Annotated in this window: 21 protein-coding genes and 1 tRNA gene; 16 read left to right on the top strand and 6 right to left on the bottom strand. The window is 34.3% G+C overall.

Annotation, left to right across the window (positions count from 1 at the left end; all coding sequences use genetic code 11):
* Positions 1-12: 12 nt before the first annotated feature.
* From ligA to EKM77_RS08175, 8 genes are all read left to right on the top strand, one after another.
* The gene (gene ligA / locus EKM77_RS08210; protein ID WP_125593569.1) at positions 13-2,031 is read left to right on the top strand and encodes an NAD-dependent DNA ligase LigA; all 2,019 of its coding nucleotides are present in this window, start codon (positions 13-15) and stop codon (positions 2,029-2,031) included.
* 10 nt (positions 2,032-2,041) lie between these two features.
* Complete coding sequence (locus EKM77_RS08205) at positions 2,042-3,175, top strand: CamS family sex pheromone protein (RefSeq protein WP_125593568.1); 1,134 nt, start codon at positions 2,042-2,044, stop codon at positions 3,173-3,175.
* A 42-nt stretch (positions 3,176-3,217) separates the two neighbouring features.
* Positions 3,218-3,517 (top strand): Asp-tRNA(Asn)/Glu-tRNA(Gln) amidotransferase subunit GatC, encoded by a 300-nt coding sequence (gatC, locus tag EKM77_RS08200; protein WP_125593567.1) that lies wholly within the window; start codon positions 3,218-3,220, stop codon positions 3,515-3,517.
* Entirely contained in the window at positions 3,517-4,974 is a 1,458-nt protein-coding gene (gatA, locus tag EKM77_RS08195) for an Asp-tRNA(Asn)/Glu-tRNA(Gln) amidotransferase subunit GatA (RefSeq protein ID WP_125593566.1), read from the top strand. The genes gatC and gatA overlap by 1 nt, the downstream gene beginning before the upstream one ends.
* Entirely contained in the window at positions 4,974-6,404 is a 1,431-nt protein-coding gene (gene gatB / locus EKM77_RS08190) for an Asp-tRNA(Asn)/Glu-tRNA(Gln) amidotransferase subunit GatB (RefSeq protein ID WP_125593565.1), read from the top strand. The genes gatA and gatB overlap by 1 nt, the downstream gene beginning before the upstream one ends.
* 12 nt (positions 6,405-6,416) lie before the next feature.
* Complete coding sequence (locus EKM77_RS08185) at positions 6,417-7,400, top strand: diacylglycerol kinase (RefSeq protein WP_125593564.1); 984 nt, start codon at positions 6,417-6,419, stop codon at positions 7,398-7,400.
* 79 nt (positions 7,401-7,479) lie between these two features.
* Positions 7,480-8,835 (top strand): 23S rRNA (uracil(1939)-C(5))-methyltransferase RlmD, encoded by a 1,356-nt coding sequence (gene rlmD, locus EKM77_RS08180; RefSeq protein WP_125593563.1) that lies wholly within the window; start codon positions 7,480-7,482, stop codon positions 8,833-8,835.
* A 97-nt stretch (positions 8,836-8,932) separates the two neighbouring features.
* Positions 8,933-9,169 carry a helix-turn-helix domain-containing protein gene (locus tag EKM77_RS08175; RefSeq protein ID WP_164507745.1) on the top strand — a complete coding sequence of 79 codons (237 nt, stop codon included), beginning with the start codon at positions 8,933-8,935 and terminating at the stop codon, positions 9,167-9,169.
* Between the two features lie 42 nt (positions 9,170-9,211).
* Here EKM77_RS08175 and EKM77_RS08170 read toward each other — a convergent pair whose 3' ends face one another.
* From EKM77_RS08170 to EKM77_RS08155, 4 genes are read right to left on the bottom strand one after another with little or no spacing between them, the layout of a single operon-like run.
* On the bottom strand, positions 9,212-9,952 hold the full coding sequence (locus EKM77_RS08170; RefSeq protein ID WP_125593561.1) for a response regulator transcription factor: 741 nt from the start codon (positions 9,950-9,952) through the stop codon (positions 9,212-9,214).
* The gene (locus EKM77_RS08165) at positions 9,953-11,296 is read right to left on the bottom strand and encodes a sensor histidine kinase (RefSeq protein ID WP_125593560.1); all 1,344 of its coding nucleotides are present in this window, start codon (positions 11,294-11,296) and stop codon (positions 9,953-9,955) included.
* A gap of 38 nt (positions 11,297-11,334) precedes the next feature.
* On the bottom strand, positions 11,335-12,192 hold the full coding sequence (locus EKM77_RS08160) for an alpha/beta hydrolase (RefSeq protein ID WP_125593559.1): 858 nt from the start codon (positions 12,190-12,192) through the stop codon (positions 11,335-11,337).
* On the bottom strand, positions 12,185-13,519 hold the full coding sequence (locus tag EKM77_RS08155; protein WP_125593558.1) for a PTS transporter subunit EIIC: 1,335 nt from the start codon (positions 13,517-13,519) through the stop codon (positions 12,185-12,187). The genes EKM77_RS08160 and EKM77_RS08155 overlap by 8 nt, the downstream gene beginning before the upstream one ends.
* Positions 13,520-13,671: 152 nt before the next feature.
* Here EKM77_RS08155 and EKM77_RS08150 point away from each other — a divergent pair, with 152 nt between their 5' ends.
* The 3 genes from EKM77_RS08150 (at position 13,672) to EKM77_RS08140 (ending at position 16,002) form a co-directional block, all read left to right on the top strand.
* Entirely contained in the window at positions 13,672-14,670 is a 999-nt protein-coding gene (locus EKM77_RS08150; protein WP_125593557.1) for a Gfo/Idh/MocA family protein, read from the top strand.
* Between the two features lies 1 nt (position 14,671).
* Positions 14,672-15,892, top strand: coding sequence for a DEAD/DEAH box helicase (locus EKM77_RS08145; RefSeq protein WP_125593556.1), 1,221 nt, complete (start codon positions 14,672-14,674; stop codon positions 15,890-15,892).
* A 36-nt stretch (positions 15,893-15,928) separates the two neighbouring features.
* Positions 15,929-16,002, top strand: a tRNA-Arg gene (locus tag EKM77_RS08140).
* 58 nt (positions 16,003-16,060) lie between these two features.
* Here the strand turns inward: EKM77_RS08140 and EKM77_RS08135 are convergent.
* On the bottom strand, positions 16,061-17,476 hold the full coding sequence (locus tag EKM77_RS08135; protein WP_125593555.1) for an MFS transporter: 1,416 nt from the start codon (positions 17,474-17,476) through the stop codon (positions 16,061-16,063).
* A gap of 145 nt (positions 17,477-17,621) precedes the next feature.
* Here EKM77_RS08135 and EKM77_RS08130 point away from each other — a divergent pair, with 145 nt between their 5' ends.
* The gene (locus EKM77_RS08130) at positions 17,622-17,840 is read left to right on the top strand and encodes an AbrB family transcriptional regulator (protein ID WP_125593554.1); all 219 of its coding nucleotides are present in this window, start codon (positions 17,622-17,624) and stop codon (positions 17,838-17,840) included.
* A gap of 215 nt (positions 17,841-18,055) precedes the next feature.
* Here the strand turns inward: EKM77_RS08130 and EKM77_RS08125 are convergent, their stop codons facing one another.
* Positions 18,056-19,204 (bottom strand): Ltp family lipoprotein, encoded by a 1,149-nt coding sequence (locus EKM77_RS08125; RefSeq protein WP_164507744.1) that lies wholly within the window; start codon positions 19,202-19,204, stop codon positions 18,056-18,058.
* Positions 19,205-19,384: 180 nt separating this feature from the next.
* Between EKM77_RS08125 and EKM77_RS08120 the strand changes: the two genes are divergently transcribed.
* From EKM77_RS08120 to EKM77_RS08105, 4 genes are all read left to right on the top strand, one after another.
* Entirely contained in the window at positions 19,385-20,128 is a 744-nt protein-coding gene (locus EKM77_RS08120) for an SDR family oxidoreductase (RefSeq protein ID WP_125593552.1), read from the top strand.
* 13 nt (positions 20,129-20,141) lie between these two features.
* Positions 20,142-20,993 (top strand): aldo/keto reductase, encoded by an 852-nt coding sequence (locus EKM77_RS08115; RefSeq protein ID WP_125593551.1) that lies wholly within the window; start codon positions 20,142-20,144, stop codon positions 20,991-20,993.
* 35 nt (positions 20,994-21,028) lie between these two features.
* Positions 21,029-22,036, top strand: coding sequence for an alpha/beta hydrolase (locus tag EKM77_RS08110; RefSeq protein ID WP_225425210.1), 1,008 nt, complete (start codon positions 21,029-21,031; stop codon positions 22,034-22,036).
* 98 nt (positions 22,037-22,134) lie between these two features.
* Positions 22,135-22,554: a MarR family winged helix-turn-helix transcriptional regulator gene (locus EKM77_RS08105; RefSeq protein ID WP_125593550.1), complete on the top strand. Its 420-nt coding sequence runs from the start codon at positions 22,135-22,137 to the stop codon at positions 22,552-22,554.
* The last annotated feature ends 32 nt before the right edge of the window (positions 22,555-22,586 follow it).

The raw sequence follows: 22,586 nt of genomic DNA, 5'->3' as shown, positions 1-22,586 counted from the left end.
TAGGAGGAAGCTATGGCAGACTTAGATAAATCACAAGCAAGTGAAGAACTAGTTGGTATTCGTAATACTTTAAATGAGTATCGAGAAGCCTATTATACAAAAGATGCTCCATTGGTCGAAGATAATGTTTACGACAAACTTTATAATCGTTTATTGGAAATTGAAGGTAAATATCCTGATTTAATTACACCTGATTCACCATCACAATTGGTCGGTGATGTGACTAATGATGATTTTAATAAAGTTACCCATGATATCCCTATGCTTTCGATGGGGGATGTTTTTTCAGAAGATGAATTATCTGAATTTAATGATCGAATTGAAAAAAATGTTGGTCATGAAGTTGATTATAATGTTGAATTAAAAATTGATGGTCTCGCCATTTCTCTGGTTTATGAAAATGGTATCTTAGTACAAGGATCAACCAGAGGGAATGGAACTATCGGTGAAAATGTCACAGAAAATTTAAAAACGATTAAGTCAATTCCTCAAAAATTAAGTAAACCCTTGTCTTTTGAAGTTCGTGGCGAATGTTTTATGTCTAAAAAAGAATTTTTAAATTTAAATGAACGTCGTGAAAAAGAAGGACTGCAAGTATTTGCTAATCCTAGAAATGCTGCGGCTGGTAGCTTGCGTCAGTTAGATCCTAAAAATACCGCTGATCGAAAATTGGATACTTTCATTTATACGATAGTAACTTTTGATGATTTGAATATTAAAACTCAAAGTGAAGCTTTAAAAACTTTAGAAGAATTAGGCTTTCATGTTAACCCCACTTCAGAAGTAACTACTGGGCTTCAAGGGGTCAAAGACTACATTGATAAGTATGACCAAATTCGTGACAGTTTGGATTATGGTATTGATGGAGTAGTTTTAAAGGTCAACGATTTGTCTATCCAAAGAAATCTTGGTAACACGGTTAAAGTTCCCCGATGGGAAATTGCTTATAAGTTCCCACCGGAACAAGCAGAATCTATTGTTAAAGAGATTACTTGGACAATTGGTAGAACCGGTGTTTTGACGCCAACTGCTGTAATGGATCCAGTATTTTTAGCAGGTACAACAGTTTCTAGAGCGACGCTTCATAACGAAGATATGATCAAGCAAAAAGATATCCGAGTAGGAGATACGGTCTTACTACACAAGGCTGGAGATATTATTCCGGAAGTTTCACAAGTTGTCTTGAGTAAGCGACCTGCTGATTCAGTTCCTGCCGAGATACCGACACATTGTCCTTATTGTGGTTCTGAATTGATTCATTTAGAAGATGAAGTAGCGCTGCGTTGTATCAATCCTAAATGTCCTGCGCAAGTTAAGGAACAGCTGACGCATTTTGCATCAAGAAATGCAATGAATATTGACGGATTAGGGCCAAAAATCATCGAACAGTTGTATACTAAACATTTAATCAAAGATGTTGCTGATTTATATAAATTAACCGCTGATGACTTATCCACCCTAGAAGGATTTAAGGAAAAATCTATTAACAATTTATTGACAGCTATTAATAATTCCAAGTCCAATTCAGTTGAAAGATTGATTTTCGGATTAGGGATTCGCCATGTTGGTGCTAAAGCCGGCAGAATTTTGGCCGAGAACTTTGGCAACTTGGACAATTTGATCAATGCATCTAAGGAAGAAATCTTAGAAGTTAATACTATGGGTGAAATAATTGCCGACAGTATTATGACATATTTTGCCAATGATGATGTTAAAAACTTGATCAATGAATTAAAATCAGTTGATGTGAATATGAATTTTTCCGGTAGTTCTAATTCAAATGAAACAAACACTCATTTTACTGATAAAATAGTGGTTATAACCGGAACATTAAATAATTATAAACGTTCAGAGTTATCTGAAGTTCTTGAGGGTTATGGTGCTAAAGTTACAAGTTCAGTTACAAAAAAGACTGATATTTTAATTGCTGGGGAAAAAGCCGGCAGTAAGTTAACTAAGGCACAACAATTAGGAACGCAAATTATTGATGAAGTAACGTTATCTAGTTATTTAGATGATGCAACAAATTAGGAGAAAAGTTTTGAAAAAAGTCATAAAATCTACAGCGTTGATATTTTTGTGCTCACTGCTTTTAGCTGGTTGTGGAAACTTGCAAGATTCTAGTCTTTCATCCGGAGGTAGTGATAGCAGTAAAAGTTCTGTTCAAACATCAAATGCCTCTGATTCAGGATCATACGATGTTTTAATGAGTAACGGTAAATATAAGGTTAGTCCAATTTCAGGATTGACGGCAGCTGATAACAGCAACGCTTTTAACAGTCGTAGTTTTGAAAGTGGGCTATTGAGTTTGTCTAAAAAAGAATACTCAACTAATTCTTACACTTTCCAAGAAGGACAAGTTCTTAAAAGTTCAGTCGTTAATAAATGGTTAGAAAGAAAATCAAAGAGTAATCCAACTGGACTTAATCCCGCCTCAAATGGTTCGAAGAGTGAAACAAAACGTAATCCAATGTACTTGCAACAAATGCTTGAAGAAGATTATCTTCAAAAACAAGATGGTAAATACAAATTAGCAGGTATGTCGATCGGTATTGCCATTAATAAAACTGATTATTATCAAAAGAAACAATACGGAGCTACTTTTAAAACTTCAATAAGTGAAGCTGAGCAAAAAGCTCAAGGTGAAAAAATCGCCAAAGAAGTAGTTAAACGTTTACGTAAGATGAATAAAGTTGGCAATATTCCAATCGTTGTTGGTCTTTATTCAGTTGCACCAGAAGATACATTAGTTGGTGGAACATATTTCCAATATTCAGTAAGTAAGAGCGGAGATTTAGGAAATTGGAAGACATTAAATTATAAGAATCAAATGTTGCCAACTGTTAATGACGAAACGCCAATTAACAGTAGTGATTCAGATGCCTTTTCAAACTTTAAATCTAATATTCAAGACTACTTCCCTAATTTGTCAGGTGTAACTGCACAGGCTCATTACGATGGTAATAATCTTAAATCAATGGATATAACTATCAATACTCAATTTGATGGACTAGCTCAGGTAACTAGTTTTACTCAATTTGTGCAAAATAGTGCTCAAAAATATTTACCATCCAGTGCTGATCTAGATATTAATATTCAAACAGTAGATCAAGAGCAGTCAGTCGTAACACGTACCGATGGTAAATTCAATTCACATGTTTTTAATGCGAATTAAATAAAATGAATAATTAAACAGATAAAAATGAGGAGATATTTCATGATTTCTAAAGAAGAAATTTTACACGTTGCTGAATTAGCCAATCTGAAATTAAAAGACGATCAAGTTGATAGTTTTGTTAGTCAACTAGGTAAAATCGTTAGTATGGAAGACAAGCTTTCAAGTGTAGATACAACTAATATTGAACCTACTTACAACATGGGTGATACAAGTACAACATTTCGTGAGGATAAAGGGATCCATACTCAAACTAGAGAGCAAATGTTTGAAAATGTTCCTGAATCTGAAGATAACTTGATCAAAGTACCTACAATTGTTGAAAAGGGGGAAGATGAATAGTGAATTATTTAAATGAAACAATCGATTCCCTACATAAGAAATTGGTTGATAAAAAAATAACTTCTAAAGAACTAACTGAACAAACACTATCTGGTATTAAAGAAAAAGATGAAGATATTTCAGCTTTTATCACCGTTAACGATGCCGCAGTCGATACTGCAAATACAATCGATGAATCCGGTATCAAGGGTTCACTATCAGGTATCCCAATTGCGTTTAAGGATAATATTGTAAGTAATGGTATAAAAACTACTGCTGCAAGTAAGATCCTTTATAATTTCATGCCTGTTTATAGCGCCACTGTTCTTGAAAAATTAGAGAATGCTGGTGTTATTAACATTGGTAAAACTAATATGGATGAGTTTGCTATGGGTTCATCTACTGAAACCTCATTCTTTGGCAATACACATAATCCTTGGAACTTAGATTCAGTTCCAGGTGGTTCTTCAGGTGGTTCTGCTGCAGCTGTTGCTTCTGGTGAAGTAGTTGCCGCTTTAGGTACAGATACTGGTGGTTCAATTCGTCAACCTGCTGCCTTCAATGGTATTTTTGGTATCAAACCAACTTATGGTCGTGTTTCTCGTTGGGGAATAATTGCTTTTTCATCAAGTCTTGATCAAGTTGGTGTTATGTCAAAACGTGTTGAAGATTCAGCAACTGTTCTTTCAGCAATGGCTGGTCATGATTATCACGACAGCACTAGTTCAGAAAAAGAAGTTCCCGATTATCGTGCTGATCTGAATAAGGATATGACAGGAGTTAAAATTGCTATCCCTAAGGAATTCTGGCATGAAGGTGCAGATCCTGAGGTTATCAAACAAGTAAATAACGCCATTGATACATACAAAAAGCTCGGTGCTACCGTTGACGAAGTAAGTCTTCCAACTTTGAAACATGCGGTTGAAGTTTATTATATTTTGGCTTCTAGTGAGGCTTCATCTAATCTTCAAAGATATGATGGTGTTCGTTATGGTTTCCGTGCCAAGGACGTTAAGAATATCAAAGATCTCTTTGTTAATTCACGTTCTGAAGGATTTGGCGATGAAGTTAAACGTCGTATCATGCTAGGTACTTTTGCTCTTTCAGCAGGTGCATATGATGCTTACTTTAAAAAAGCTGCTCAAGTTAGAACTATTTTTATCCAAGAAATGGGTAAGGTTCTCGAAAACTATGATTTGATCATGGGACCTTCAACAACAAGTGCCGCTTTCAAGATCGGCGCTAAAATTGATGATCCATTGGCTATGTATATGAACGATATTTTGACAATTCCTGCTAACTTAGCTGGATTGCCTGCTGCTTCAGTTCCTGCTGGTCTAGCAAATGGTATGCCTGTTGGACTTCAAATCATGGCAAAACCTTTTAATGAACAAGCTATCTTTAATGCTGCTTATGCATTACAAGAAGAAAATAAATTTTATGAAAAAATACCAACTGCTTTAAAGGGGGAAGACTAATGAATTTTGAAACTACGATTGGTCTAGAAGTTCACGTTGAACTAAAGACAAAGTCAAAAATGTTTAGTCCTTCACCAGTTGCCTATGGTGCAGAGTCTAATATCAATACCAACGTAATTGATTTTGGTTTTCCTGGAACATTACCAACTGTTAATAAAGAGGGATACAGACTAGGTGTTATGGTTGCTTTAGCTTTAAATGCTAATGTTGAAAATCATACTCACTTTGATCGTAAAAACTATTTCTATCCAGATAATCCTAAGGCTTATCAGTTAACACAACATGATAAACCTTTGGCACATGATGGATGGATCGAAATTGAAGTTGACGGTAAGAAGAAAAAGATCGGTATCGAAGAACTTCACGTTGAAGAAGATGCTGGTAAGAATACCCACGGAAATGACGGCTATTCATATGTCGATTTGAACCGTCAAGGTACACCTTTAATTGAAATTGTTTCAAAGGCTGATATGCATTCACCTGAAGAAGCATATCAATATCTTGAAAAGCTTCGTCAAATTGTCCAATTTACAGGTGCATCTGATGTTAAGATGGAAGAAGGTTCAATGCGTGTTGATACTAATATTTCAATTCGCCCAGTTGGATCTGATACCTATGGAACAAAAGTTGAGTTGAAAAACCTTAACTCCTTTAATTTTGTTAAATTAGGTTTAGCCTACGAAGAAAAACGTCAATCAGCTATTTTAAAAAATGGCGGATCAATTGGTCAAGAAACAAGACGTTTTGATGAAAAAACTGGTGAAACAATGCTTATGCGTGTAAAATCTGGTGCTGACGATTATCGTTATTTCCCAGAACCAGATTTGCCAGCATTTGAAATTGCTCCTGCTTGGATCAAAGAAATCCAAGATCAATTACCTGAACCAGCCGACAAGAGACGTGAACGCTATGTTAACGAATTAGGAATTCCCGAATATGATGCTGGAGTTTTAACAGATACTAAAGAGATGTCTGATTTCTTTGATGCAGCAGTTAAATTCGGAGCTAATCCTAAACTTGTTTCAAACTGGTTGATGGGCGAAGTTAATGCTTATTTGAATGATAAAAAGATCGGCTTATTAGAAACAGCATTGACACCAGAACATTTGGCAACAATGATCAAGTTGATCTCTGATGGAACAATTTCATCTAAAATTGCTAAAAAAGTTTTCAAAGAGACAATTAGTAATGGAACAGAACCAGAAGGCTGGGTTAAAGAAAAAGGACTCGTTCAAGAATCTGATCCCGCTGTTTTGACACCAATGATCACAGAAATCTTAGATAATAACCAACAATCAATAGATGACTTTAAGAATGGTAAAGACCGTGCTGTCGGCTACTTGGTTGGTCAAATTATGAAGCAAACTCATGGTCAGGCTAATCCTAAAGTGGTAAATAAGATCTTGATGTCCGAGCTGAATAATCGTTAGTGAGGGTGTATTATGCGTGCTAGATTGATATATAATCCTACATCTGGGCATGAAACATTGAGGAATAATGTAGGTGAAATTTTAAATGTATTGGAAAAAGCTGGCTATGAAGCTAGTGCTTTTCGTACTACACCGAAAAAGAATTCTGCCTTGGATGAGGCAAGACGTGTGGCACAAGAGAACTTTGACTTGATCGTTGCTGCCGGTGGAGATGGAACTATCAATGAGGTCGTTAATGGAGTTGCTCCATTAGATAAGCGCCCAGAGTTGGCAATCATTCCTGCTGGTACGACCAATGATTATGCTAGAGCTTTGAAGATACCTCGTGATGATGTTGTGGAAGCAGCTAAAATAATTTTGAAAAATCAAAAGATCCCCGTTGATATTGGTAAAGCAGGTAGTAACTATTTTATTAATATCGCCGGTGGTGGCTCAATGACCGAGCTGACTTATGAGGTCCCTTCAGCCTATAAATCAATTTTAGGTTATCTGGCTTACTTAGTTAAAGGTGCAGAAATGTTGCCAAGAATCAATCCAATCGATATGCATATTGAATATGACGAAGGTGTCTTTGACGGAAAAGCAACGATGTTTTTAATTGGTCTAACTAATTCAATTGGTGGAATGGAACAAATTGCTCCAGATTCCGTTATTGGTGACGGAACATTTTCATTAATTATTGTTAAGGAAACCAATTTAAGAGATTTAGTGCATTTGATTGCACTTGTCTTAAATGGTGGACGTCATGTCAATAATCCTAAGATCATTTATACTAAGACTAAGAAATTGACTGTTAAAGCTAATGACACTAATCGAATCATGATCAACTTAGATGGTGAGTATGGTGGGGATGCTCCAATGGAATTTGTTAATCTTCACCAGCATATAAATATTTATGCAAACGTTGATTCAATGCCAGCTAAAGCAATCGATACTACTATCAGCGAACAAGATGCTGGTAAAAAGATCATTGAAGAAGAAAAGAACTTGGAATAGAATTAACAACTAAAAGAGAGGACTGTGACAAGAGTCACAGTCCTTTTGGAATTATAAAATAAAAACAATAGGAAAAAATATGGAAAAACCAAATATAAAAAAGAACGACAAAATAGAATTAAATATCGAAGATTTATCATATGAAGGAAAAGGTGTAGCTAAGGTTGATGACTTCACACTTTTTGTTGATAATGCTTTGCCAGGAGAAATAGTTAAAGCGGTGATTTTAAAAGTTGGTAAGAGTTATGGATTTGCCAAAGCAATTGAAATTATCAAGAAGTCGCCACATCGTGTTGAAACGATCGATAATGTTTACACTAGAACAGGAATTGCACCTTTAAGTCATTTGGAATATTCAGAACAACTTAAATTTAAGCAAAAACAAGTCGAAATCGATTTTAAGAAAGCCAAATTAGACATCAAAGTGAATCCAACTTTAGGTATGGAAGATCCTTTGCATTATCGTAATAAGGCTCAAGTTCCAGTTAGACAAATTGATGGTAAATTGACAACTGGTTTTTATCGTCGTCATTCACATGAATTGGTACCAATGGAAAATTATTTGATCCAAGACCCTAAAATTGATGCTGAAATAATTCAAGTACGTGATATTTTACGTAAATACAATGTTCGCGGGTTTGATGAAGTTAACTTCAAAGGTCAAATCAGAACCATTATGGTTAGACGCGCTTATTATACTGGTGAAATGATGGTTGTACTTGTTTCTCGTGTCCGCGATATTTCTCATTACAAAGAAATATCAGCAGAGATCATGAAGAATAAAGAAGTTAAATCCGTTTATTTGAACATTAATTCTAAGAAAACTAATGTGATCATGGGTAATGAGATGATACTATTAGCTGGTAGTCCATATATTGATGATCAATTATTAGGTCACACTTATCGAATTTCTCCTCGTTCTTTCTATCAAGTAAATCCAGTTCAAACTCAAAATTTGTATCAATTAGCAATTGATAAAGCTGAATTAGATGGTGATGAAGAAGTGGTCGATGCTTATTCAGGTATCGGAACTATCAGTTTGTCTTTGGCTGATAAAGTTAAGCATGTAACTGGTATTGAAGTTATCGAAGATGCTGTTAAAGATGCACAACAAAATGCTGATATCAACAATATTGAAAACGCTGATTTCATTGTTGGTAAAACTGAAGCAGTCTTGAATGATTGGGCAAATGATAACCGTAAGATGGATATCTTAATGGTCGATCCTCCTCGTAAGGGCTTGGCAAATTCGTTGATCGATTCAATTAAAAATCTTAAACCAGAAAGAATAGTTTATATTAGTTGTAATCCAGCCACATTAGCTAGAGATCTGGCTTTGTTAGAAGATACTTACAAGATAGGTGAAGCAAATCCTGTCGACATGTTCCCAATGACAAATCATATTGAATGTGTCATCAGTTTAGATCGTAAATAACGTTTATAGCCAATAATGATACGTTTATATTTTTTTGTAATCTAAATGTAAAATATGTGAAATAATGTTCTCAACAATATTTATAAGGAGCATTATTATGAAACAAATGGTTTTGAACGGTGAAAGTGTTCAATTAGGCGACAATTTAAGAAATTACCGTATGAAGCAGAATCTTTCAGAACGAGAAGTTTCCAAAATGTTGCATGTTGATATAACCACGATTTCTAAATATGAACACAACGTTAGAACACCTGATATTTACATGATGATTCGTTTTGCTGACGTTTATAAGGTTACTTTAGACCGCTTAGTTGGTCGCAAAAGAAAAAGATAGAAAATTTAAATTCAAAAAAATAAAGCTGTTGGGAAAAAATCCCTACAGCTTTTTTAATTTTTCTGTTAATTCTTTAGTCTTCCGAAACGATACTTTACAAGTAGAACCATCAACGAATAGTAGTTCCTTTTTTGAAGTATCAAAGCTACTAATGTTTTCTAAATTCACCAAAAAACTACGATCACATCTGAATAGATTACTATATTGTTTTTCAAGGGAATTAAGTGAACCAATAAATTCAGCACGTTGGTTTTTAGCAATCAAGGTAACTTTTCCCGGGGCATTTTTTTCAGTCATCAGCATGATCACATCATCCATAATTATCGAAAAATATCGTTCGCCAATTTTATACCCGAATAGGTTTTGAGAGTAGTGGGTATATTTTTCGGTATTAACTTGCACTAGTTGAATGTCGTTGTTGATCCTTTTTTTAATATCCTCAAAGCCCTTATCTTTAAGAATATAGTCTAAAGGAGCTATTCGTCTTTCAAGAGTGACGATGGAAAGTTCGTCATGAGTTGTGATAAAAACTATTTGTGCCAAAGGAACTTGATGTCTTATTTTGGTGGCTGCTTCTAGTCCGGCAGTTTTATTGGTATCTATTTCCATGTCTAAGAAAAATAATCCCTGTTCTGGTAGTGGATCAGAAAATAGCTCTTCAGTCGTTGCAACAGCCTTTTTGAGCTCCATAGGGGCATCATTTATCATAATCCCATTGTTTATAAATGTTTTATAACGTTGTCGTTGAACATCGTTGTCTTCTAGTAAGAAAATAGGAAACATTTACTCACTTCCTAATATGATCAAGGTCATCATGAGATGATCATGAATAATTTTTGAATCTAAGAAAAGATTTGAAGAGTGATTAACTAAATCCAAAACATTAGTCAGTCCAAAGCCGGTATGATCTTTTTTAGTTGAATATCCACAGTCAAAAATTTGATTAATGTTTATTTTTCCATCAACTTTGTTATCAACCGTTATTTCTAAGGTGTTGCCAGTTTTAAAGAAGGCACAAGTAATATTTTTATCATCTGAATTTTGAACATGTTCAATGGCGTTATCTAATAAAACACCCAAGATGCGGACGATAGAAATATTAGGCTCGATCGAGTAATGTTTTTGATCTAATTCAAAATTCAAATTGATATCTTTAGCTTTGGCACTGAAAAATTTTTGAATCAGAAGTCCTCTGATAGCCTCATTATCTATTGCCTGAATTTGAGTGATACTGCCACTTTGAACATTGTTTAAATCTTTTTCTTCTTCAAGAAGTGAATCATAATAGTATTTTATTTGTTTAGAATCATTGTCTTTTAAAACTTGATCTAAAGATAACATGATATTTTGAAAATCGTGTTTGAACTTTCTTAATTCAGTGTATTGTTTCTGAACTAGTGTTAAGTAGCTATTTAATTGTTCGTTACGTTCCATTTTTTCTTTAGCTTCAGTTTGTAAGGCAAACGTTTTGATAAAGAAGGTTACCTGCCAATATGAAAAGCCGATCAAAATGGTAAATATAATGATCAATGCCGCTTGAATAGTTGCGGTCACTTCTTGAAAGTCACTAATTGTCATGATCGTTATTAGTGAAATAAAGATACTTAGTGAAATCATGAAAATACGTTTACCTAGATGGTAGTGCTCAATTTGTAGTCTTGTTTGAGTGATACGTTCTCTAAATGGACTTAAAGAAATTATGAAAATTAAGACTAGCATAACGTTAACAATGATTGTTAATCCAATGAATACATTTTGATATCTTTCTAAAGTCCTGAGTCGCCATTGTCCTGAGGAAACAAAGAGAAGGATTCTGGCAATATATGTAGCCAAACTTGAAAGGATCAACTGCAAATTTGCCGCCATAACTAAGGATATTGCTGCTTTCAAATTTAGATGATGATCTTTTGTTCGTGCCAATTGGATCAATAAAATGAATCCAACAAACATTAAAATAAAAATATCGTCAAGAAATAAACCGATATAAGCAAAAATTACAGAAATAATTATATCGGTTAAAATTTGATACGGTTTAAATTCTTTTAGGAAATAATGTGTCAATTGCAACATCAAAAATAGGATCGCAAAATTATTAACTAAACTTAAATTCCAGTCTAAATATACCATACCAGTATTGTATTTAAGTTTTCTGGCTAATACAAGAATTAGCGCGAATTCTTATTAGTCGATTGTTGCTGGCCATTTTTATTGCCGATCATATATTGATGGAAGAGAGTGATAAATTGAGAATTGCTGATCATATCAGAATGCTCAGCTTTATCACCAGTTAAAGTGATCAAAGTGTAATGGTTTATCACGCCTTCAAAAATATATTTACCAGCATCTACACTGCCTAAAGGAACGATACCGTCGTCAGTATAAAGTTTTGTACCGGCAATTGAATAATAAGTTAAGTCACTAGGTAATTTGTCTTGATATTTAATAAAGTCGTTTAACATTTGAGTACGTTTATTAGAATTTTTTTCTTCAAAATTATAAGGAGATCCCACTGTCAGCATTTGATTGATGTCGATCGTGTCATCGTTAAAATAATGTTCCAAATAATAAGTCCAGATTAGACCACCGTTTGAGTGACCAAAGGCATTGAAGTTATTAAAACGATAACGTTGTTTTAACTGATCAAAGGCGATATTAAACCAACGAGCTTGTTTTTTGATATTGTCATAACCATCTTTATTATTTTGAAATCCAACAACAATAAATGGACGAGTATCGCCAGTTCTAATGCTGCCAGAATAAGTTATTGTGTCATTAGTATGGACGGTTAGTTTTAAAAGACTGTGACGTTCACCATACTGTGAATTTACAGTTTTAACTAAAGCATCGAAACGATTAGCTGAGGCGCTACTGCCAGGGATCATGATTATTGGTGACATGGGAGAGTTGTATCTACCTGCCATTGTTTTGACACTTTTTTTATTCCAAAGATATGAAGGTATACCTAGAATAACTAGGAATAAAGCTAAAAAGACTAAATACTTAAAATTCTTTTTATTAGTCATTATTGTCACCTTCCTCAAGTGCCAAATTATCAATTTTCTTTAACTTTTCGGCTAATTTAACGAAGGGTATATAAATATAAACGGAAATCGCTATATCCACTAAACTGAAGAATAACGCCTGAATACTACCATTTGTACCTATAAAAGCTATTAATGGTCCCGGAGTTCCGTTTGGAATCGGATAAACTGTTGGTGGCATTAAATGAAGATAAATTGCACCAGCCGCAATTAGTAGACTGACTAAAGGAGCTAAAATAAAAGGAATCAAAAAGACGATGTTAAACATAACTGGAATACCTGTCATAATCCCGCTGTTAATGTTAAAAATACTGGGGATCATAGTCCATTTGGCAACAGTTTGAAAATCACGATCACGAGAAACAATAAAAATAGCTATGATGAGTGCGAGTGTTGATCCGGCACCACCAAAAGTAGCGAAGGCGTGATATAAAGAATTGCTTGTGAACTCATGAGGTGCACCCCATGCAGTGTGATTTGTTAGTGCGTAATAAAGGTTGTCTAAAATATTGGGATCACTTTTTTCCATATCAAGAGGAGAATAGGGACCGGACCATCCCATAAATGACATGATGATCGTATATAGAGTAATGCCAATGATTTTTAATAGCTCAATTCCAGAATTTTTACTTTGATAATTTGTAGCCAATGAATCCATAAATTCATCCGGCAAATGAGAATAATATGCAACATTTACTAAAGCACTGATTAAAGCTGCTATGGCTAGAACTATTATGATAGGACGAAGTGAAATGAAAGTTCTTTGTAAAATATTACTTGTGAAGTTCTTTTTATGAATTTCAGGAATTTTGGGGCTAGTTGTTTTAAATACTAAGCCTACGAACATTCCTAAAAGAATTGCAAACAATACGCCACGCATCCCTAGAAGATTAGTGTGAAATATTAATGGCTGAGTTTTTGAATAGATGTATGAAATTACTAAAAGTGAGATCATACTAGTTAGTCCAGCTAGTTGATCGTCTCTTTTATAATGTTTTGCGGTGTATTTTGCTGCACCAAAAGCTGCTAATACAGAAACGAAGCCTAAAGTTAAGTTAGAAAGATTATTAGTGACACCGATAATCGAATTTACGAACCAATTATCTTCAAAAGAAGGTAATAAGGTACCGATAAGACCATCTTTACTTAAAATTACGACTTGAATTATTCTTAAAAAGCTTCCGATTAGAACAAATGGGAATATCATGAATAAAGTTTTTTGAGCAATCTTATAAAATAGAAGTCGCTGGAGTTTTAATGTTACTTTGGCTAATGATCTTTCAAATCTATTAGTGAATATCTTGTCCATTTTCAACACCTGCGATTATATTTTCATTCACCTAAAGTATAACTTCTGATAAATACTTTAGCCATCTTAGTGTCATTATTTCAGAGCTTCTAAAAGTTTTTTTATGGAAATTATTAAGCTAAATCAGTAGAATGAAAACCAGAGGTGATTTGATGATTAAATTAGGAATAATTGGAACAAACTGGATTACCAAGCAATTCGTCAATGCAGGTGATGAAACTGACAGCTTCAAATTGGCACATGTTTATTCGAGAACTGAAGCTAAAGCACAATCGTTTATTGACGATTTGTCAAAATCAAATATTAGTATCAGTACTGATTTAGAACAATTTTTCGGTAGTGATGATTTCGATACTGTTTATATTGCATCACCAAATCGTTTACATTTTGAACAGGCAAAAATGGCAATTGAACATGGTAAGAATGTTATCGTGGAAAAACCAAGTGCTTCTAATATCAGAGAATTCTCCATGTTAGATCAATTAGCACATCAAAAAGGTATTTTCTTGATTGAAGCTGCTAGACATATTCAAGAGCCGATTTTTAAGAAGGTGCAAGAATATGTTGATGCTAATAGGAATGAGCTAACTGGCGCAACTATTTCTTATATGAAGTATTCAAGTAAATTTGACGATTTTTTAGCTGGGAAAAAGCCTAATGTGTTTACAACCAAATTTTCAGGTGGCGCATTATATGACCTAGGTGTTTATACGGTTTATGATGCCGTGGTATTGTTTGGACAACCTGAAGAAGTCAATTACCAACCTGAATTTTTAGAGGGTGGAATTGACGGTAGTGGTTCACTAACTTTGAAGTACGAAAATTTTGATGTGAATATTATTGTAGGTAAGACGAAGAATTCTTATTTACCAACAGAAATTTATTTTGGTAAGAAGACATTGCTACTAGATAATGGTGGAGATATTACCAAACTATCAGAGGCTAATGCTAAAAAGGAAATAACAGAAATTCCAACTACTAAGAGTGACAACCCTATGGATTCAGAATCAATCGAGTTTGCTAGAATTATTAATGAGAATGATCAGGCTGCTTATGATAAACTATTCGAATATGCTCGAAAAGTTAATCGCATTTTGGAACAAGCCAGAATGAGTGCCGGGCTTGTATTTGAAGCAGATAAGGAATACTAAATTGAAAATACCAAGTTTATATGAGGATTATTTTAAAGATAATCAATTTGAATCACTTACAAAGATTCAAGAAACAGTTTACCAACCATTTAAAGAGGGACACGACTTAGTTGCCATGGCTCCAACTGGTTCAGGTAAGACGTTAGCGTTTGCGATGCCAATGATCGAAACGTTAGTACCAAAGGACGGACTACAAGTTCTTATATTGGAGCCTTCACAGGAACTTGCCATGCAGGTGCGAGATGATATTCAACCTTTGGCAAAATTAGTTGATTGTAAAGTTCAAGCTATTACAGGTGGTGCTAATCCACAGCGTCAACTAAAGAAGTTAAAAGAAAAGCCTGAAATACTGATTGCCACTTTGGGACGTTTACGAGAATTAACTGAAGCTCGAAAAGTTAAATTAGGCAATATTCAAACAGTGATCGTTGATGAAGCCGACGAAATGTTAAATGAATCCAAACTAGAGTCTGTCCGTGAAACTATTGACCAAATGCCAGGGGATGTCCAAATGACATTCTTTTCAGCTACGGGAAACGATATTTTTGCCGACATGCATAAATGGTTTGGAAAAGATTTTGAAGTTATCGATCAGCGTGACGATGAAACTTATACAGCTGGGATCAAACATTACTTTATTAATGCAGCTTCTGACAACACCAAAGATGCATTGATCCGTGAAATGGCTCATAACAAAAAATTTAAGGGAATCGTTTTCTTTAACAATTCTCGTTCATTGCACAAAGTTATTAGTGATCTTCATCATAACAAGACAAACTTTGTGGCTTTAGATAGTAAGATGTCTTCTCAGCAACGTAAGTCTGCCGTACAGTTGTTTTCTACTAACAAAGTTAACTTATTGTTGACGACTGATGTCGCTGCCAGAGGTATGGATATTGATGATATAACGGTCATTGTAAATTATATGGTGGTCCGTGATAACAGTGAGTACGTTCACCGTGCTGGTAGAACCGGAAGAATGGGTAAAGAAGGTAATGTAATTACTTTTGGTAATACTCATGATTTCCGTAATCTACAAGATATGGTCGATAGTGATGTAAAGAAGGTTTTCTTAAATCGTGATGGAACTTTTTCTGATAAAGAAACTTATCGAAAGAATAAGCGTCATGAAGTTGAACAAAAGCCAAAACACAAACAAAAAAAGCGTCTTCGTGATCAAAAGAATAAGGGAAAGAGACGTCACAAAGACACTTTACATTAATTAATATTGGTGGCACTATATTTATTAGTGCTACATGGTCCCTTGGCTCAGTAGGATAGAGCAACTGCCTCCTAAGCAGTAGGTCCTCGGTTCGATTCCGAGAGGGATCATTTAAATTAATTGAATACATTTTGATATAAAAAACAGTAAACCTTTATATAAAAAAGTTTACTGTTTTTTTGTTCTACGCTCCTTATCAAGCTGTCTGATGAAAGAAACTAGTATTATAGCAATGATCAAAATAATCAATGCCGTTATATAGGCGAAGTGCATCCCCGACAAAAACCAATTAGGATTGTGACTTGGATAATAATTGACCGTCTTATGAGCTTGCAAGCCCATACCGTAATATAGACTAGTAGTCGCTAGACTGACCCCGATACCCATACCGATATTTCGGAACAAGGCGGCCAAACTACCAGCAATTCCTTGATATTCTTTAGGTGCATAGCCCATAATCATAGGATTGTTTTGGAATCCGCCATTACCAATTCCTAATAGTGAGATCAACAACGTGAAGAAAATTAAATTCTCTTTACCTGCAATAAACGTTAAAGCTATCAATGGAACTGCATAAACAAATAAATTGCATAAGGATACGACAGTCGCATTATATTTATCGGTGAAATAACCAGCAATTGGTGCGGCTATCACATTAGCTAGCGGGATTGCCATCATAATTAAGCCCGTCAAAGCCGTTCCAAGTGCTCGATAATTGGTCAAGTAAAAAGGCATAATGACGTTGGCGTAATAACCAATTGAAAAGACTAACAACGCACTGATCAAACTCAACGTTAGTCGAGGGATTTTGAAAATTTTTAAATCGATCAGTGGCGTTGCAACATGTTTTTCCACATACACAAAAATTGCCCACATCGCTAAGCTGACTATGAAAGTTCCAAGGACAGCTTTATTATTGAAGCCGATGTCTTGCCCCATGAAGATACTGATAAAAAATGTACCAATGGCAACAGCATAAGTAGCTAAACCGCTCCAGTCATAAGTAATCGTCGTTTCTCTGTGCGGTTCTTTAGGAAACATGAAACGACCGTAAATATAAACAATAATACCAATCGGAATATTGAGAATAAATATCCAATGCCAGGAAAGAAAACCGAGGATCAATCCACCTAGACCAGGTCCTGAAATATTACCTAATTGAGCAATAATACTGTTGATACCATAAGCTCTACCACGTAAGTGCATTGGGAAAATCATTGCGATGATTCCAATATTGGTGGCCATACTCATACTAGCTCCAAATCCTTGAACGATTCGACCAAGTAAAAGAATTGATAAGCTTGGACTCAAAGCACAGATCAATGAACCAAGTGTAAAAAAAATCGTTCCGGTTTGAAAGATTTTAATATAACCAATTTGATCTGCCATTCGTCCCCAAAATAGCAACAACATACAAATTAAGATCAAATAGACTGAAACGATCCACTCGGCTCGATTCATTGGCACATTTAAGTCCTTCGTCAAACTAGGAATCGCCACGTTAACAATACTAGCGTCTAACAGTTGCATAAATGACATGAAACTTGTCGCAAATAATGTTAACCAAATATGATTTTTCCTCATATTTTTACCTTCTTAAAAAAAATAGTTATGCATTTATATTAATTCAATCTATTTTCAAACACAAAGGAGTTTCATTCCAGATAACTTGTTTCCAAGTTAAGTCCAAGGAGGATATTTGTAGGCTACGTACGTACAAGATGTTAAAATGTTTAAAAATGGTAACTCTTACGCATTCAGAGTATCAAAAAAGGATCGAGAATTTATGAATGTTGGTGAAGAAACAAAGTTTGAGAAAATTGTTTCGCCAGACGGAAAATCAATTACCTTTAAGAAGATAGAAAAAGCCACTCCAAATATCTTAGAAGTGGCCAATGGCGTTTATGAAGATCACAGAAATCTTATGAAGCGGTTAGAAGAACTATGATTTTTTTAACCAAATCCGACAGTTATTCTTTAGGAATTCAATAATCGCAGTGTAACCAATAGTCTTGATAATGAATAGATAATGTTAAATTTAAAATCTATTCATGAATCATAAAAGATAATAAAAAGCTGTAATCCTTGAAAAATAAGGATTACAGCTTTTTGATGTTATTCATTTTTCGTGAATAACTCAATTACTTTAATATTCAAAATTTTTTAATCATTTAAATGTTGAATGGCATAGTTTGCTTCTGCCGGTTCAAATTGTTCGCCGTATTCAGAGATCAGTTGTTCATATATTTCGTTATTAGACATGTGCACATTTTTTTGATAGCTTTTAGCGCTTTTGAGTGCTTGCAAGTTCCAATCAGTTTTGACATGATCGATGGCATATTGTGCCGCATCCGCAGGAAAATTTTCACCATATTGAGAAGTTAATTGTTCGTATAATTCCTTTTTTGACATTGCTGTGTAATTAAGATAGTCGTTAGCGTTATTTAAGGCCGTGTAATATTCCGCTGGAACAGCTGGGGCGGATGGAGTAGGAGCAGGTGCTGATTCCATAGGAGTAGAAGTTTCCTTTTTGTCTTCGACTGGTTTTTCAGGTTCCTTTTTCTTTTCTTTGAATTTGTTAACTGTTAAGTAATTATCATTATTTTCTTTTAATTTTCCACTTTTACTACTAAATTCATATTCTATTGTATTTGGAGAATCTTTTTTTGTTCCCGGTCCATCCACAGTTATAGACCACTTCCCATTTTTGTCGGCTTTTAACGTATCAAGAGTTTTTCCATCTTCATTCTTAATTTTTATAACGGATTTAGGGTTTGTTTTTCCAGATACTTTAGCACGATTGTTTTTATCAGATTTAACCTCGTACAAAGCTGAATCATTGGAAAACTCGAACTTTGTTATGGCACTATCGGGGATTTCTCCAATTGAAATTTTGTACTTTGACGAATGTTTTTTGTTTTTATATGAAATCAATTGAAATATAGAATCAGCTGGCAAACCTTTTATCTCAAAATTACCATTCTTATTGGCTTCTTTTTGAAAAATCGTTTTTCCTTTGCTGATCAGTTTTACATTGGCGTTTGGCAAAGTTTTACCTTTAATGATTCCTGATGTTTCGGTATCTTTCAATTTAATTCGAGAGCTGTTTAAATGAATAGTTGGTTCAGGATTGAATTTACTATCTGCAAATACCATGATAGTTCGAGACATTATAAGTGAAATTGAGACCGAAATCGTTATTCCTAAAGCTGAACTGACGATTGATTTAGGAAGAGGGTTTATTCTGTGAGTTAAGTAAAAAATTCCCGCTGTAAGACTTAAAAAAAGTATAATTGTAAAAATATATAGCATGATAATTCTCCTTTGTAATTTCGTATAGATTAAATTACGTAAAAGGAAATTCAAAAATACAAAACACATCTATAATTTATAGTTATGCTTAAACATCAGATATGTGTATTAGACATATATGATGTTTGAAACTATGATAATTTACATAGAAAAGCAAATATAAGTTTGGAGGATTTCTAAATGATCAAAGATAAAGTCGTAGTTATTACAGGTGCATCAAGTGGTATTGGAGAGGCAACAGCCAAGCTTCTAGCAAGCAAGGGTGCCAAATTAGTTCTTGGTGCTCGCCGAGAAAATAAATTACAACAAATTGTAGATGATATTAAACAAGCTGGTGGAGAAGCTACTTATCAAGTAACAGATGTGACTGATCCCGAAGATAATGAAAAAATTGTTCAATTGGCAAAGGATACTTTTGGAAAAATTGATGTAATTTTTCTAAATGCTGGTTTAATGCCAAATTCCCCATTATCTGATTTGAAGACTAAAGAATGGGATCAAATGATCGATGTAAATATCAAAGGAGTTTTAAATGGAATTGCGGCCGTATTGCCAACTTTTAAAGAGCAAAAATCAGGACATGTTATTACAACTTCTTCTGTCGCTGGATTAAAAGCATATCCCGGTGGAGCTGTTTATGGTGCTACTAAGTGGGCTGTTCGTGATTTAATGGAAGTTTTGCGTATGGAATCAGCACAAGAAAATAGTCATATCAGAACGGCAACCATTTATCCGGCGGCTATTAAAACAGAATTGTTGAATACAATTACTGATGAAAATACTGCTAAAGGTGTTGAAGATATGTATGACCAATATCAGATTGGACCTGATAGAATTGCAAATGTTGTAGCGTTTGCAATTGATCAACCAGAAGATACTAATGTAAATGAATTTACTGTTGGTCCAACAGATCAACCTTGGTAGTTAAGGAGTAATTATGGATAAGTTTAAATTAAATAATAATTTTGAAATTCCTAGTTTAGGATTTGGGGTATTTCAAATAGATGATTTAAGTCTTTGCGAGGAAAGTGTTTTAAATGCTTTAAAAACCGGTTATAGAATGATCGATACTGCAGCGACATATGGAAATGAATCTGCGGTTGGAAGTGCTATTAAAAAAAGTGGTATCGATAGAAAAGAGATATTTATTTCTTCCAAAGTGTGGATTCAAGATGCTGGGTATGATAAAACTATGAAATCTTTCCAAAAAACACTGAAAAATTTACAGACAGATTATTTGGACCTTTATTTGATCCATATGCCATATGGTGATTATCAAGGTAGTTGGCGAGCTATGGAAGAATTATATAAAGCAGGAAAAATAAAATCTATCGGAGTCTGCAACTTTTTAGAGGATAGATTGGTTGATCTTATTTTGAGTAATGAGGTAATACCAGCGGTAAATCAAATTGAAATGCACCCCTTCTGGCAAGATAAAAAATTGAGAAACGTTATGAATAAATATGATATAAAGACGATGGCTTGGGCACCTTTTGCAGAAGGAAACAAGGGTCTATTCACTAATGAAATTTTAACTACAATAGGCAATAAATATGATAAGTCTCCTGCTCAAGTAGTTTTAAGATGGCTAAGACAAGAAGGAGTTATTGCGATTCCTAAATCAGTTCATAAATCTAGAATGGAACAAAATTTTGATATAGACGATTTTGAACTCACTCCTGAAGATATGTTAAGAGTAGAGAATATGGATCTTGATAAGAGCTTGATTTTAAATATTACTGACTTGAATGAAGTTTATCGTTTACATGGAATAACTTTTGAACAATAATAGTTTTGATTTAGATTAAATGAGGAGAGAAGAATATGAGTAAAAATCCAGTTTATCAAGCAGGTATGGATAACGTAGCTAGTCGAAATAAAAACTTACCCACGGGTGATTTATCGAACGGTGCAGATAATTTTTACATAAGCGGTGAAGTTACCAAAACACCTGTAATTTTTAAGAATGTTTATGGTATGAAAATAGCCGCTAACTTGTTTACCCCTAACGATTTAAATAAAGAAACAAAATATTCTGCAATTATCGTTGGTGCTCCAAATGGTGCGGTTAAAGAACAATCTGCTAATTTATATGCGTCCAAAATGGCCGAGTTTGGTTTTGTTACCATTTCATTTGATCAAGTTTTTTGGGGTGACAGCGAAGGTACTCCAAGAAATGCAATGGCTCCGGATTTTTACTCGGAAAGTTTCTCTGCCGCGGCCGATTATTTAACAACCTTAGAATATGTCGACGATGAAAAAATGTCAGTATTAGGTATTTGTGCTTCAGGTAGTTTTGCTTTAAATGAAGCTAAAATTGATTCAAGATTAAAGGCTATTGCAACGGTTAGTTTAACTGATATGGGAGCAGTTGCCCGTGGAATCCGTGATTCCTTAAAGGATTCTAATTGGATCGATAAAGCATCTAAGCAAAGAACTTCCGAAAAAGCTGGTGCGGAAATTGTTTATACTAGTGGAACTCCAGAAACAATTGACGAAAATTCAGACGCTTTTTCAAAAGAATTCTATGATTTTTACCGAACTCAACGTGGTGCTGCAAATACGACAACTCAACCTACTTTAACTAGTTTTGTTAAATTACTAAATTTCTACTCCCTAAGTGATATTGAAACCGTATCACCACGCCCATTGCTCTTTGTTGCTGGAGAAAATGCTATTTCATTAGGGTTTAGCGAGGATGCTTATAACGCCGCTTCAGAGCCTAAGGAACTGTATAAAGTTAAAGGTGCAGGTCATGTAGATTTGTATGATCGTACCGAATTGATACCATTTGAAAAACTGAATGATTTCTTTAAAAACAGTTTGAAGTAATAAGTCTGGGATAAAATCTCAGGCTTTTTTTGTTTTCTATTGCAAAAATTTTAAAAAGAGTTATAGTGTATGTACACGATAAGTGAAGGAGAAATAAAATGGAACATCAATTTTACACTAAATGTGCGTACTTCACGGCAGCTAGATATATGCGCTCGGTAGAAAAAATTGCTGACAAAATTTATGCACCAACGAAAATGAAGCCTGCTTATTCTTATATCATGATGAATATTGAAGATAACGATCCATCTTCCATTATGAGCATTACACATCAATTGGGATATGATCGTTCATCAGTATCCAGAATGGTAAGAACGTTATCTGATAAAAATTTAGTTGAACTTTCCTCCAAAGGCAGATCGACAATTGTTACTTTAACCTCCGAAGGAAAAGATTTTTTGGTAGTCGCAAATAAATGCCGAGAAAAATTCGGTCAAGTAACTGATGATTTATTAGGTGAAGATAAGAAAAAAATGACAGCACTTTTGACAAGTAACGAAGAAAAATTAAGGAGATAATAAAATGACAGAATATAAAACTATTTAAGTTG

Origin of the sequence: Companilactobacillus baiquanensis (assembly GCF_003946605.1) — a bacterium.
GTDB lineage: Bacteria > Bacillota > Bacilli > Lactobacillales > Lactobacillaceae > Companilactobacillus > Companilactobacillus baiquanensis.
This window is presented reverse-complemented; position numbering and strand designations above follow the sequence as displayed.

Coding starts and splice junctions, on each gene's coding strand:
- EKM77_RS08125 (WP_164507744.1), bottom strand. CDS start 19,204: ATGCTATATATTTTTACAATTATACTTTTTTTAAGTCTTACAGCGGGA.
- gatB (WP_125593565.1), top strand. CDS start 4,974: ATGAATTTTGAAACTACGATTGGTCTAGAAGTTCACGTTGAACTAAAG.
- EKM77_RS08120 (WP_125593552.1), top strand. CDS start 19,385: ATGATCAAAGATAAAGTCGTAGTTATTACAGGTGCATCAAGTGGTATT.
- EKM77_RS08150 (WP_125593557.1), top strand. CDS start 13,672: ATGATTAAATTAGGAATAATTGGAACAAACTGGATTACCAAGCAATTC.
- ligA (WP_125593569.1), top strand. CDS start 13: ATGGCAGACTTAGATAAATCACAAGCAAGTGAAGAACTAGTTGGTATT.
- EKM77_RS08155 (WP_125593558.1), bottom strand. CDS start 13,519: ATGGACAAGATATTCACTAATAGATTTGAAAGATCATTAGCCAAAGTA.
- EKM77_RS08160 (WP_125593559.1), bottom strand. CDS start 12,192: ATGACTAATAAAAAGAATTTTAAGTATTTAGTCTTTTTAGCTTTATTC.
- EKM77_RS08175 (WP_164507745.1), top strand. CDS start 8,933: ATGAAACAAATGGTTTTGAACGGTGAAAGTGTTCAATTAGGCGACAAT.
- EKM77_RS08185 (WP_125593564.1), top strand. CDS start 6,417: ATGCGTGCTAGATTGATATATAATCCTACATCTGGGCATGAAACATTG.
- gatC (WP_125593567.1), top strand. CDS start 3,218: ATGATTTCTAAAGAAGAAATTTTACACGTTGCTGAATTAGCCAATCTG.
- EKM77_RS08130 (WP_125593554.1), top strand. CDS start 17,622: ATGTTTAAAAATGGTAACTCTTACGCATTCAGAGTATCAAAAAAGGAT.
- EKM77_RS08105 (WP_125593550.1), top strand. CDS start 22,135: ATGGAACATCAATTTTACACTAAATGTGCGTACTTCACGGCAGCTAGA.
- EKM77_RS08170 (WP_125593561.1), bottom strand. CDS start 9,952: ATGTTTCCTATTTTCTTACTAGAAGACAACGATGTTCAACGACAACGT.
- EKM77_RS08135 (WP_125593555.1), bottom strand. CDS start 17,476: ATGAGGAAAAATCATATTTGGTTAACATTATTTGCGACAAGTTTCATG.
- EKM77_RS08115 (WP_125593551.1), top strand. CDS start 20,142: ATGGATAAGTTTAAATTAAATAATAATTTTGAAATTCCTAGTTTAGGA.
- EKM77_RS08165 (WP_125593560.1), bottom strand. CDS start 11,296: ATGGTATATTTAGACTGGAATTTAAGTTTAGTTAATAATTTTGCGATC.
- EKM77_RS08110 (WP_225425210.1), top strand. CDS start 21,029: ATGAGTAAAAATCCAGTTTATCAAGCAGGTATGGATAACGTAGCTAGT.
- rlmD (WP_125593563.1), top strand. CDS start 7,480: ATGGAAAAACCAAATATAAAAAAGAACGACAAAATAGAATTAAATATC.